The following is a 13807-nucleotide window of genomic DNA, read 5'->3' as shown; positions in this document are numbered from 1 at the left end:
ACCTGATTCATTCATTTAGTATTGAACATTTCATATTCATTGAAAACGTAAAAGCACCGCTGACCCTCTCCTTAATGGAGGTGTCGCGGTGCTTTTTGTGATTTATTCGATTTACAGCTTGAGCATCTCTTCCAATGTTGCTTCGTTCAGCAGACTTCCCACATAGAACGAGCCGAATTCGCCATAACGGGCACTGACTTCGTCAAAGCGCATCTCGTAAACGAGCTTCTTGAACTGAAGTGCATCATCCGCAAACAGCGTAACGCCCCATTCCCAGTCGTCAAAACCAACGGAACCGGTAATGATCTGTTTCACTTTGCCTGCGTAACTGCGGCCAATCATGCCGTGGCTGCGCATCATCGTGCGGCGCTCATCCATGGATAGCATGTACCAGTTGTCGTTCAGCTCGCGTTTTTTGTTCATCGGATAGAAGCAGATATATTGCCGTTGTGGCAGGATCGGTTTGAGACGGGCAATGATTTCCGGATTCTGCATCGGGTCTTCGCCCTCTTTGCCAAGATAGTTGCTCAGTTCCACTACACTGACATAGGAATATGACTTGGTGGTGTATTGGGCAAACATCGTTTTGTTAAACGCGTTCTCAACGGCCTTTAGGTCTTCCAGCGTTTCACGCAAGTGCATCATGACAAGGTCAGCCTTCTGTCCCACCACGGTATAAACGACTGTACTTCCTTTGGATGAATCCTCTACGGCTTTCCATTCCTTCCAGAATGCCTGGAGCTCGTCCAGAGCTACAGCGCGTTCCTCATCATCGGCTGCTTTCCAGGCGGCCCAGTTAATCGAGCGGAAGTCATGCAGGGCGTACCAGCCCTCCAGTGTTGATGCGGCTTCGTTCATTGAATTGATTCCTCCTGCAGGTTATATTTCCAAATCCCGGTAAGGGACGGTTGAGTGCTTTATCGTCTTCATTGTATCCCAACAGGAAGCAGAAGGGCAAATGAAGAGAAGGTGAATATAGGGAAAATTGTCCAGAAAGTTCGTTGCTTCGCCACATTTTTTGCGGTACACTATCTACTATCCGTAGTAAGAGAAACCGAGTCAGTGAAAGAAGAGGTGAACGTCACCCGATGCAGTTTATACCTGTGCTGGTATTGATGGTGTTATTTTTCGTTATGATGTTTGGTATCGGTTTCATTCTGAATATGCTGATGAAGACAACCTGGTTTCCTTCCTATCTGTTCATTATTGTCATTCTGCCTGTCGTTGTGTACTCTTTATGGGATCATACGGCATCGCTGATGTCGCATCTGGGATCTTTCCATATTGTAGACTATATGACAGGCGTAGCTGGACTTGCTGGCGCGGTCATCAGTGGCTGGGCTATTCGCAAACTTCGTCTGGGTGGGTACAAAATGTTTTAATCGGCTAGCCAAATCGGTAGCAACGCTGGACTGCATTTTCCTTAAAGGTCTTGCCTTTGTCGTAAACGCTTACGAGTGGCAAAGGGAAGGCTTTTTGGCATGCATCCAAAAAATGTGCATGATTATTCGGACATGTCTCATATATATTTGGATAACATTTCTCCATCGGTTCACTTGTTTTCTAAGGCCGTAGCTTTTATAGTAATCTAGCAACTCTGCGAAAACGTGAATGCTGTCGACCTAGGACGAAACGGAGCGAGAACAGGTCCGTTTTTTACCTGTTTTTGAGCATTTGAGGATCGGACATTTATGATAGAATAGATAAACAACCTTTTGGGGAGAAGGAGATCAAGCTATGCGCATGAACAATTTGCACCATTATACTGAACATCATCGCTACTGCGTATACAGGGAGTTTGGACTTAGTGCCCTGGATGACCGTATGCTTACCGGAGCGTATCAGCCCATGGTAGGTGCCTTTGCGGTTGGCTTGTATCGACTGCTTTTTCAGCATCTTCCCGGTGAACAGGTCGGTTACTCGGCACTTGAACAGCAACGCAGGCTGTTCATGACGCTTGGGCTTGAGCCAAGTGAGAAGGGGCGCAAGTATTTGGTGGAGCAGGCTTCTAAGCTGGAGGCTGTGGGACTGCTTCAGACTTCACGGCTCTATATTCCGGAAAATGATGATTACATTTATGAATACGAGCTCCAACCGCCGCTCTCACCGGCAGAATTTTTCCGTACACAGCATTTGACACTGCTGCTTCGTGACAAAATCGGCAAGTTCGCCGTACTCTCACTGCGTTCCGGTTTTTCAGCTATTGAGGGTGGGGAAGCACCTTATCCGGCTGCCAATAAAGAGAATATTTCCGTTCCTTTTTACGATATATTTGAATTGAACACCCATGTCATTGATTACGAACTTGAACAGGCGTTATCGGAAGTGTCGACTTCGGCCCAACGGAGTGGAACAACGGGTGCAGCCGAAGAGAACAGCTTGAATTATGCCGACATTATCTTGCGTTTTCCGCGTGAGTCGGTCAATCGTCGTCATGTGGAGCAATTGCGGTTCGATCACGAACAGCTTGGCATTGTGAATTATGTGGTGAACAAGTTCAATCTTAGCGTACAGGATGTATGTCGTTTGCTGGATGAAGATGATATCTTCAACCCACAAGGACAGCTCGTGCTCGATGATCTTCAACACAAGGCAAGCCTGCAGTTCAGACAGACCAAGAAGCGACATGAACAGCAGACGGTACAGGCAGCGAAGGTTGTTGCCCTCAGACAGCATATGGAGGAGCCTGAGCGGAAAGAGGATTCCGGGGAACCGCCTGTCGAACATGTGGTACAGATGGAATACTACGTCGAAGTGCCTCCGCAATTTTCGACCAAGTGTGACATTCATCAATACAATATGATGCTGCGCAATGAGCCTTACACAAGATTGCTTCAGACGTTCTTCCCTGGAGCGGTACCGGACAACCTGGTGGATATTTTTGAGAAAATCGATCTCAGCTACAAGTTGCCTGGTGAAGTAATCAATGTACTCATTCATTATTTGATGGCATTGCTTGTATCCGGCGGTGAGCAAAGAATTAACCGTAACTTTGTTGAGGCCATTGCCTCCAACATGCTGCTCAAGCAGGTGAATTCCTATGAGAAGGCGGTACAATACATTCGTGACCAAGCCAAGGTCAAAGGCAAACAGGCTGCTGGTGCAGCTGGAACCCGCTCCCGTACATACGGCAAAGGAACCAAAGCCAAACCCGAAATTCCGATTGTACAAGACATAGGCGCCGAAGGCGATGCAGTATCCGAAGAAGAATTCGAAGAGATGATGAGATTTGCCCAGCAGATGCAGGCAAGCAAACAAAAGGGAACTTCATAACTTTCATAATATTGACCCAAAAGACGAGTCACCTAAATCAAAGGAGACTCGTTTTTTATTCTTCCAAGGAAAAGAGGAGGGCTCTTGATGGCAAAATGGGATAACATGCTGTCCATGCTTTGGATGATGCGATCCGGAAGAAAGCTCACCGCCGCTCAGATCGCGGACAGTTTGGAGATTAGCGTCCGCACCGTGTATCGATATATCGACGCCTTATGCGCCAGTGGCGTGCCAGTTGTTGCGGAATCGGGCCATGATGGCGGTATTCGTATTTTGGAAAATTTCAAGGAAACACCATTGTTTTTCAACTCTGTGGAATTGAAGGCACTTGTGGATGCGTTTAAATTTGCCCAAGGTGCTGGTTATCCGTATGTGCAGGAGCTGGAGTATGCGTTGAAGAAGGTGGAGAACGGACTGCACGAGGAGCAGCGTCACGATCTGGCTCGCCAGCAGAGCAGCTTGGACGTCGTTTCTTCAGCGCGTGCACCATCTGTTGTTCCATTGTTGCGGGACTTGGAACAGGCGACGAAAGACGGTCGAACGGTCCGTATGGTCTATCGCAAAGCGTATGCGGAGCAGGCTGACAAACGTGAAATCGATCCATATGGGCTAGCGTATGACCGAAACGAATGGTACGTTGTCGCATTTTGCCATCAGTCGCAGGCGATGCGGACGTTTCGCGTCGAACGAATCGAACAGCTGGAGATAACCGAAGCGAGGTTTGACAAGCCGGAGTCTTTCTCTGCGTCTGCGTTTTTCTATGAGCAGTCCAACCAGAGAAGGGAGGCAGATGGACCGTTAATGGTTATCCGTATCGAGGGACAGCCTGACACGCTTAATGCGGTTTGCAACCACTGGCATCTGCGCCACTATTTGACGGAACGAACTGATCGGGAGGCACGGTTTCTGATCGATGCTCCGACAATGAACAAATACCTACCGACATATTTCCTGACGTTCGGCACAGCCATTCGCATCCGAGAACCACTGGAGTTGAAGCTGCGGATTCAGGAAAAGGCATACGGTATCGCCAAGCATTATGAAAACGATCCGAATTGAAGTTTGCTGACAACATTTGTCAGTGGACTTGTTATATGATAAAGACACAGCTGCGGCAGCCAAACCGTGCGAAGAAAGGAAAGGTGAATTTATCGATGTTTCAACAACCATACCAATTGTATGACTATCATGTTTGGGCAAATAATCGATTGTTTGCACACCTGGAGCAACTTCCAAAGGAAGTATTCCATGCGGAAGTGAGGAGTGTGTTCCCATCCGTATCACAAACATGTGCACACATGTACTTGTTTGAACAGCTCTATATGCTCGTGCTCGCGGAAGTTTCGAACGAGGAGATTTTCCCAAAAATCTCGGGCTGGACAGAGGAAGCACAGGGCAAAACCGTGAACGAGATGCGTGAGCTGTTTGGCAGCGTTGCCAAACGTTTCTGCGATTTACTGCGGCATACGCCTGACCCGGACAAAAAAATGACGATTGAGCATCCAAAATACGGTAAAATGGAAACACGTTTTTCCGACATTCTACAGCATGTTGTCAACCACGGGACGTATCACCGGGGCAATGTGACCGCGATGTTGAGACAGCAAGGTTACAGCGGTGTGCCAACCGATTATTTATTTTATTTGTTGGAACAGCAGAAAGTTCAAGGGTAAATGAATCAGATTAGAGTGAAGAGCGAGTCGACCACCAAACAAAAATTTGTATCGATAGGTTTTGCCATGCTGATCGGAGTTATCATGGGGGTGGCAGCCAAACTTGTTGATTCTCCGGGAATCAATCCTATATTTGATGATATTGGTGGACGTCTGGGCGTATGGGTATTTGCTGCAGCGCTTATATCGGTTTTTAGCTATTCTCCCAAATTGGCGGCAGTAAAAATATTCGTCTTTTTTGGGTCGATGCTGACTGTGTATTATGTTTACACCGTATTACTTCTACATTTTTCTCCAGAGAGAGCTATGGTTTTTTGGGGGATATGCGCGGTGGTGTCTCCGATCTGTGCTTATATTATGTGGTATGCACGTGGGAGTGGGCTGTTATCTATTGTTGTTGCAGCTCTCCCCGTTACATTATTACTGTCAGAAGGGTTTCAACTACGTCACGCTTACTTACCTATTCACACTCATTACTACTTAATTCCAGTTCTTATGATCATATATCTAATCATGATTGTTGTGTTGTTGCTGATCATACCGATAAATAAAAAACAAGTTTTACCCATCCTGTCGATAGCACTTATATTGTCATTTATTATGATCTATTTTAATGTTTTAGGTCGGATATTTGGTGGAATGAACGGCGTATTGTAGGGTTTAATTAAAAGTGCCAAACATGAATTCAGCCCTTCCGACTTCCTGTAGGGAAGCGAAAGGGCTGGATTTTTCTATTGTTTTTTCGAAGGCCTAGAAGTAGGTTAACCTTGTGAAACTTTTATCGCAGAATCGTCGTTGCTTTATTGCCAGCATAATCTTCGATAACGAGCTTCAGGGAGCTGCTGCTGGACACAGGGGTGAAAGTCAGTTCGCTCAGCTTCGTTCTGCCCCGAATAATATAAGGGAATTTTTGCGAGACGTAAGTCACCCCAAACTCCCGTGGGACCTCATTCTCATAGATATAAATCTTGTACCAATCCTCCAAGTCAGGCAATGCAAGGGTGTACTTACCATCTTTTACCGTAACCTTATCCTTGGCATATGGTGTAATCTGAGTATCTGCCAGTTGTCCGGTCGTTGTGACTGAATTCTGTTTGCCGATGGCAATATCCAGGACGTAATGTTCACCATTGGTCGGAAGGCCTGTCAGAACGGCAGATTGTTTTCCTTTTTTGACCTGAAGTGTCTTGGTGAAATGTTCCTTTGTATACTCTGTTTGGAGTGTAAGCTGGATGGGATCTTTACCTTTGTTTTTCTTCGGGTTTTTCCAACTGATAATAGCATCGCCATTGTGTTTGAATTTCACATCAATATCCGAAACAGCTGCATTCAGATCATAGGGCAGGACGGTTGCTTCACTCTCGGTCCCGTCTGCGCCTACAGCCCGAATGGACAGTTCACCCGCAGGTTGTTGGATCGATTTAATATAAAATGTGGAGTCGTACACACCACCGACATAGACACCATTCTCATACAGATTGTATTGTTTGACCTTTGAATAGTCTTCGATATCCCATTCGACAACCAACTCATCAGTGTTGGTCAGTGCCTTGGCAATATGGAATCCGGTTGGAGCATCCGGTTTGGCGGCAGAACCGTCGGAGATGCGAATTTCACCAATGTTCATCTGATAATTTTCAATCGTACTGCCATTAGGATCGAAGGATATACCAAAAGCTGCAACGGTCTTCCCTTGGTACCCACTCAGATCCAGTGAAGTAGTCTTCCAGCCTGACGTGTGCTGACCTGAATCTGGCACTTTGACTTTGACCACTTTGGTTGGTTCATCCTCGAAGATCAGTCCGACATACATGGAGGAAGCGTCGTTGACAGACGGTTTGTTATAGGTGAGTTCCAGTTTGGATTGAGCGTTGATCGACAGATCCGTCTTGTACAGGTGCAGGAAATTGTTCGTATTCAGACGTCCGTTCACGACCAGGGAACTGCCGCCAGTGAACGCACCAACGGAATCATATGTGTAGCGATCCCCTTTTTCATAGGTTGGACCATAGTCAAAATCAACAGTGAGCTTGTCACCCTGACTATCCATCCACCACTGCCAAGTGACCGGGATATCCTGAATATTGATATTGGCCCATTCGCTTTCATTGGAGATGGTTCCGTTCTCATAATATTTCAAGCCGTGGCCAGTATTGAAATTGGTTACAAAATTGGAGCCATGAATGACGGAGCGTTCGGTGAGGTAAGCGGCAATGCCGTCCCACTTTGCACCGGAAGCGTACACGTCAGACAGATCGACGGAGGTTGTTCGGCGCGCGTTGCTTGGGTCCTGATTCGGACCTGACCACCAGGCACGGTCGCGCACAAAGGTCATCCATTGGTACTCATCTTCGGCTCTATGATTGGTGCTGCCATCGCCCATTTCTTCATCCAGTGCATTGTGGGTAAAGTCGGCACCGAGTGTTGCAATACTGTTCATCGGCTGACCATTTTCGTCCAGATTGTTGCGCAGATCGTAGCGCTGCTTCCAGCGACCAAACTGGTCATTCCCACCTTCGACACCGGCAAATACCGTTTCCAGCGGATCAAGTCCCAAACCAATGGCATGGTCACGGGAGTCGCGCAGCATATCATGGTTCCACACGTAATTCAGGAAGATCGAATCCGAGACTCTGCCTAATGCAGAATCTTGCACAAAAGGACTGTTGAGTCCGTTAAACTGGTTCTGGTATTGAATTTTGCCTGTTGTATTGATGGTCGAATCATACCATTGAACATATAGTCCTTCGTCTCTTAAATACTTCATGAATTTCTTGTAGGAAGCAATGTCTTCAGGGGCAACACCTTTGGCGACTTCCTCCTGATTAAAGAAATATCCGTCGTAGTTATAATATTTAGCCATCTCGACCAGCTTTGCAGCGACTGGGAAATTCCCGTTTTCATCCTGAACAAGCATCTGCTTGTAGGTTTGTGGTCCGCGATCGTTGTCGGAGAAGAAGATGTTGGCGATGGACCGGACACCGTTTTTGTGTGCTGCATTGGTGTAGGCCGGATTCGGAATATTCAAAATGCCAAACTCAAAGTACTTTTCCGTCCATTCCTTATTGGGGTCATACAATTCCTCGGGTACGCCAGCTGAAGCCATACCATGCCAATAGCTATAATAGTCAGTATACTGCCAATAATTAAAGAGGTACTCGCTGAATTCATTCGTGTAAGGGGTGCTATCAAAGAATGCGTTGCCATAATCCCCACTCATTGTAAACAACTGAGTGTCCGGGCTGAGTTCAGGATAAGCTTGCGTGGCTGCAAAGGCATCATTACGTGGCTGCAAAGGTACACGAGCACGAAGCAGATCACCATGGATATCACTTTCGGGTGTCCAATTCAGAATCTGGGCAGCGGTGTAGCCATGCTGATACGGCTGGTTTACGCCTTTTGCACTGTCACCTGTGTAAGGGAGCGTGTCTCCTGCATAAACAGATGAGGCAATGACTTGTCCCAGTAGAGCAGACGTGAGAACCACTGCGGTTACTTTGGGGATAAGGCCTTTGGGTTTGTGTTTGCGTGTCATGTTGTTCCTCCTTCAAGTCGAATGAATGTAAGGTATTCTTTTACACAAAACTTAACTTATGGTTAACGATAGATCATGAAAGCATTTTCAAATAGGGTGAAATTAAAGAAATAGAGGTATAAACTAAAGAAAAGTTCCAGGTGACAAGTTAATGTCAGAAGGCAGATGATATAATTTACTCATGAAATCAGCAGCGGGGGGATCTTGCGATTTGAAAATTGTTAGCGTTTACAAAAATTTCTTCCAAAATAATATGTTTATGAAGATGCTGTTCATCTTCTCCTTGATTTCGATTGTAACGATTATTACCTTGTCTTATATCATCTTCCTGTCAGTGTCCGATGCTACGATTCGCCGAGAGCTGGCGATTCAGAAGGCAGCCATGGAGAGTGTCGACCGATATATTCATCAGCAGTATGAATCGGTGCAGAACATGGTAAGGGACATGCATCAGAATGAGGCGCTGTCAGCCAATATTACCTACTTGATGAATCACACGTACGCCGAATATGTACAGCATGTGACGAATGGTTATTATGCGAATCAGGATGATTACTCAGCGGATGTACTGAAACATTTTCAGAACATCATGGATCGCAATTCGGATATCAATCAAGTGATGTTATATAGTGCAGAACGGCAGGATCTGTCTACCTTCAACCAACATAAGCAGTTTAGAAAGCTGAACACCAATGTGGCCCATTCCTATATTCCTGACGTGATGGCGATGGAGACACCAAATATCAGTGCACCAAACTATTGGATCCGCAAAGAAATAAATCAGTGGGACCCTGCGCTGTATGCGATTCGTGTGCCCATCAACAATACACAGACCCTACGAAATTTGGGACAGTTCCTCGTTTTCTTTGACTCTGCGGGCATTGGCAATGCTCTCGACAGTTATGAAAGCAATCTCAAGGGAGAAATTGTGGTGCTGTCAGCCAAAGGTACGGTATTGTTCGATTCCAACAGTAACTATTACGGCAAAAAGTACCCGTATATCAATGTGGCCGATTCGTTGTTTGATCAGACGGATATGGATTCAATGAAGAAGGAAAAGAACATGTATGTGAACAAATTTGTCTCGGCGGATCAAGGATATGTGGTGGTTGGTACGGTTCCAGTGGATGAGATGGCGGAAGCCTATGCAGGTACACGCAATACAATCGTATCAATCAGCATTATATGTATTCTGTTTGCCGTGCTGGTCCCGGCGTTTTTCATTATCAATTTTGCCAAACGCACCCGCAGAATCATTCGTTTCACCCAAAAAGTTAAATATGGGAACCTGACAGCACGCATCGATGATGCCCGTGATGATGAGCTGGGACAAATCTCGCATAGTTTCAACGACATGCTGGATGAACTTAATCAGTATATTGAACGCGTCTACAAGGCAGAGATTAAACAAAAAGAGACGGAACTGGTTGCACTCCAGGCTCGGATTAATCCTCATTTTCTCTATAACACGCTTGAAGTCATTCGGATGAGGGCCATATCGCAGGGAGCGAAAGATGTCGGCGAGATGATCTATAGTTTATCTGTGTTATTCAAGAGCCTTGTTCAACAGAAGAAAAATTATACGCTGAAGGATGAGATGGAAGCTTGCCGCTTATATCTGGAGTTGTTCCGGATTCGTTATAAGGACATCTTCATGTATACAATTCAGTTGGACCCCGAGCATAACCAGCATCCGGTGGTTAAGCTGTCCCTGCAGCCGATTATTGAAAACTATGTGGTGCACGGCATTCAGACTGAACGTTCGGATAATCAATTAACGATCGTTGTGGAAGAACTGGGCGACGCTTTGCAGGTAGAGGTCAGAGATAACGGTAAAGGCATTGAGCCTGAGCGCCTGACTGAAATTTTAGAAGAACTGGAACGTCCGGAAGAGTCGGGTAAAATGTTCGGACTGCGCAGCGTACACACCCGTTTGCGTTTCCTGTATGGACCGGAATTCGGCATAACGATTGAGAGTACACTCGGAGAAGGAACCCTGATCAAGGTACGTTATCCTCATACAGAAGGGACAGTTATTTAATATGTACAAGGTATTTATTGTGGATGATGAACCGTTCATCATTGAAGGATTGTACGATATTTTGGATTGGTCGTCGTTTGATATGGAAATTGTAAGCCATGCCGGCAATGGACAGGCCGCATTAAACGCCTTGTCTGCGCAGCCTGTGGACATACTGATCACGGATATATCCATGCCATTCATGAATGGTCTGGATCTGATTCGGGAAGCAAGGCAATTGCAGCCTGACATCAAGGTGATTATTCTAAGTGGTTTTAATGAGTTTGAATATTTGAAAGAGGGCATGCAGCTGGGCATCGAAAATTACCTTCTCAAACCAATCAATGTGGAAGAACTGGAATCGACGCTTCGCAATACGGCTTCCAAGCTGGATCATGCGTTGTCTCCTCAAACGGATGATGCGTATGGTGTTCAGATTCTGAAAGACAACATCCTTCATCGATGGCTGACAGGACAAATCGCGGCTACGGAATTCGAGGAACGTGCACAGTTCTTGAATCTTTCGCTGGATGCACCTGATGTTGCAGTAGCTATACTGCGCACTAAAGGGGAAGTATCCGGCATGTTTGAGCGAGTGGAGGGTATGCTCAAGGAAAAGTCCTATGTGAACGTATTTCATGACATCGATGGAGATATCGTCATGGTTGCCAATGTGCATGCAGGCGAGGATGAGAAAGAGAAGTTTATGGAGTGCCTTCAGGCATTATCCGCTGCGCTGTGTGAAACACATCCTGCTGTTCTGATTGGAGTAGGAAGTCTGATGCGTGGACTTCACTATGCGCCGACAAGCTATCAAGAGGCGAAAAAGGCGCTCCAGTATGTGATGATCTATCCCGACCTTAAAGTGATTGATCATGCCATATTGGAGAAGGGTGGAAGCTCTGCTTCTTCCTTCTCGATCGATTGGAAGGAGTACGCGAAGCTCATTCTATCCCGTAATGCAGAGCTGCTTGCGGAGCGAATTCGGGCCGATTTTGAACAGCACCGCGACGGGGTTACTCCGGCTGAGTTGCAGAACATCGCATTGGAAGTGGTCATTCGCTTCAAGATGGAATTGGAGGGCATCAAACATTCGGATGAATCGGCTATTTACCAACGTGGCCTTCGCCTTGTATTGGACAGCGGAACCTTTGATGAGCTCGTGCAGGCGTTACAGCAGGTTGGTACGGAGACGATTCAGTCCCTGCTTCAGGATTTAAAGAATCCAATTGTTAACCAGGTACTTCAACATATTGACAAACATTACGCAGAAGAACTTTCCCTGAAGCTGCTGGGTGCCCACTATCATCTTCATCCGGTATATTTGGGACAACTGTTCCATAAGGAGACGGGGGAGACTTTTGCCGAATATATCAACAAATACCGGATTGAACGTGCCAAGGAACAGCTGCGCAATTCGAATCTGAAAGTGCATGAGATCGCAAGGAATGTAGGGTACTGGGAGACCGGATATTTCTATAAACAGTTTCGCAAGTATGTGGGAATTTCACCAACCGATTTTAAGGTTTTTGGATAATTTCCAGTGGATCACCGATTGGACCAGTGGACTGAAATAAATGAGACATTCTGGGGACAGGAGGGCATGCAATGGAGTTGGTGCCAAATGTTACTCAGCATGTCTTTTTTGTGTAAGCGATTTAATCAAATAGGTACAAATTAATGAATCGGTACTAATTTCTCTTTAATTTGTACCTCGAAATATTAAGTTTATCTTCTTTTTGAAAATGCTTTCATTCGATAAGGTTAAAACAGTTAGATTATAGAGTCTAAGGGAACACGAAAAGGGAGGATCAAGGAAATGAGTAAACAAAGAAAAAGTTTTTCTCTCGTACTTGCATTGTTGATGGCGGTTACACTCGTTCTTAGCGCCTGTGGAGGAAGCAAGGAAGCTTCAGAATCAGGGGAAGCAGGAGAGGCTCCTGTCGAGCTGATCTGGTACACCATTGGTACCCCTCAGAAAGATGTTAATAAAGTGATGGAAGAAGTCAGCAAGTACACGAAAGAAAAAATTAATGCCACAGTAACGATGAAAATGGTTGACTGGGGTGACTATCCGCAAAAGATGCAAGTTAACGTAGCATCCGGCGAGCCAATGGACATCCTGTTCACCTCTTCCGGCGGATTCGATTATGTTCAAAATGCCAGAAAGGGTGCATTCTTAGAGCTTGATGACCTGCTCCCTAAATATGGTCAGGATCTCATTAAAACCATTGATCCTGCATTCCTGAGTGGTTCGAAAGTAGACGGACACAATTACGGAATTCCAGCCAACAAAGAGCTGCCTCAACAAGAGGTATGGCGTTTCAACAAAACGCTGCTTGATAAATACAAAATGGACATCTCCAATGTTCGTTCGTTAGACAGCCTGGAGCCGCTGCTCAAAACGATCAAGGAAAATGAGCCAAGTGTGACTCCATTTGGAATGGATAAAAACTTCGTTCCTTATGTGCCTTATGACTATGTCATTCAGAACTTGCCAATGGCGATCAAACTGGATACGACGGATTACAAGATTGTGAACATTCTGGATACTCCGGAAATGAAAGAAGCTCTCAAAACGATGAGCAAATACTACAAAGCTGGTTATGTATCACCAGAGGCAGCAACAACAGGCTCCACCAATGACCTGACCACATCAGGCAACTGGTTCCTGGATCGTGCACAGACACAACCGCTCGCGGACAACCAGTGGTCAGCAAGCTACGGATACCCGGTCGTTTCCACACCAGCTAGTGACGCGATCATTACTAACACATCTGTACAAGGTTCGATCATGGCTATCTCAGCCAACTCCGAGTATCCGGAGAAAGCCATGGAGTTCCTGAACCTGCTGAACACAGATCCAGTGCTGCGCAATATGGTTGATTCCGGTATTGAGGGCGTTCACTACAAAAAAGTGGATGACACGCACATGGAAAATCTGGCTGAATCCAAGAACTACGATATGCCTTCTTACTCCCTCGGTAACAACATGTTGTTGTATCTGAACAACAATGACCCGGATAACAAATGGGATGAGTTCAAGAAATTTAATGCAGAGGGTGTAAATTCCCCAATTCTGAGCTTTAACTTTGACTCAAGCAAAGTGTCGTCGGAACTGACAGCAGTGCAGAATGTCAAAGAGCAATACTGGGCTGCATTGATGACAGGTACGCTGGACCCGGAGAACAATTTGGAGCAAGTGATTGAAAAGTTCAATCAAGCCGGACTTGAAAAAGTGATGGCTGAAGCCCAAACCCAGCTTGATGCCTGGAGAGCGGCAAATAAGTAAGGGTAAATTCAGGG

10 protein-coding genes are annotated in these 13807 nt (G+C 45.9%); 8 read left to right on the top strand and 2 right to left on the bottom strand.

The window, feature by feature from the left end:
- Window positions 1-111: 111 nt before the first annotated feature.
- Window positions 112-858, bottom strand: coding sequence for a hydrogen peroxide-dependent heme synthase (gene hemQ, locus MHB49_RS28505; protein WP_405153868.1), 747 nt, complete (start codon window positions 856-858; stop codon window positions 112-114).
- A 230-nt stretch (window positions 859-1088) separates the two neighbouring features.
- Between hemQ and MHB49_RS28500 the strand changes: the two genes are divergently transcribed.
- The 5 genes from MHB49_RS28500 (at window position 1089) to MHB49_RS28480 (ending at window position 5603) form a co-directional block, all read left to right on the top strand.
- Window positions 1089-1382, top strand: a complete 294-nt coding sequence (locus MHB49_RS28500; protein ID WP_053783239.1) for a YuiB family protein — start codon at window positions 1089-1091, stop codon at window positions 1380-1382.
- A 355-nt stretch (window positions 1383-1737) separates the two neighbouring features.
- Window positions 1738-3273, top strand: coding sequence for a helicase DnaB (locus tag MHB49_RS28495; RefSeq protein ID WP_405153867.1), 1536 nt, complete (start codon window positions 1738-1740; stop codon window positions 3271-3273).
- 87 nt (window positions 3274-3360) lie between these two features.
- Complete coding sequence (locus tag MHB49_RS28490) at window positions 3361-4332, top strand: helix-turn-helix transcriptional regulator (RefSeq protein ID WP_405153866.1); 972 nt, start codon at window positions 3361-3363, stop codon at window positions 4330-4332.
- 95 nt (window positions 4333-4427) lie between these two features.
- Window positions 4428-4946: a DinB family protein gene (locus tag MHB49_RS28485; protein ID WP_405153865.1), complete on the top strand. Its 519-nt coding sequence runs from the start codon at window positions 4428-4430 to the stop codon at window positions 4944-4946.
- The gene (locus MHB49_RS28480) at window positions 4947-5603 is read left to right on the top strand and encodes a hypothetical protein (RefSeq protein WP_405153864.1); all 657 of its coding nucleotides are present in this window, start codon (window positions 4947-4949) and stop codon (window positions 5601-5603) included.
- Between the two features lie 121 nt (window positions 5604-5724).
- Here MHB49_RS28480 and MHB49_RS28475 read toward each other — a convergent pair whose 3' ends face one another.
- The gene (locus tag MHB49_RS28475; RefSeq protein WP_405153863.1) at window positions 5725-8481 is read right to left on the bottom strand and encodes an endo-beta-N-acetylglucosaminidase; all 2757 of its coding nucleotides are present in this window, start codon (window positions 8479-8481) and stop codon (window positions 5725-5727) included.
- A gap of 211 nt (window positions 8482-8692) precedes the next feature.
- On the opposite strand from MHB49_RS28475, the gene MHB49_RS28470 reads away from it, so the two are divergent.
- The 3 genes from MHB49_RS28470 (at window position 8693) to MHB49_RS28460 (ending at window position 13793) form a co-directional block, all read left to right on the top strand.
- On the top strand, window positions 8693-10522 hold the full coding sequence (locus tag MHB49_RS28470) for a sensor histidine kinase (RefSeq protein WP_405153862.1): 1830 nt from the start codon (window positions 8693-8695) through the stop codon (window positions 10520-10522).
- A gap of 1 nt (window position 10523) precedes the next feature.
- A complete protein-coding gene (locus tag MHB49_RS28465; protein WP_405153861.1) occupies window positions 10524-12038 on the top strand; it encodes a response regulator in 1515 nt (504 codons plus the stop codon).
- A gap of 282 nt (window positions 12039-12320) precedes the next feature.
- Window positions 12321-13793: an ABC transporter substrate-binding protein gene (locus tag MHB49_RS28460; RefSeq protein WP_405153860.1), complete on the top strand. Its 1473-nt coding sequence runs from the start codon at window positions 12321-12323 to the stop codon at window positions 13791-13793.
- Window positions 13794-13807: the final 14 nt, after the last annotated feature.

It is taken from the genome of Paenibacillus sp. FSL K6-0108, from assembly GCF_045040695.1.
GTDB classification, from domain to species: domain Bacteria; phylum Bacillota; class Bacilli; order Paenibacillales; family Paenibacillaceae; genus Paenibacillus; species Paenibacillus pabuli_B.
This window is presented reverse-complemented; position numbering and strand designations above follow the sequence as displayed.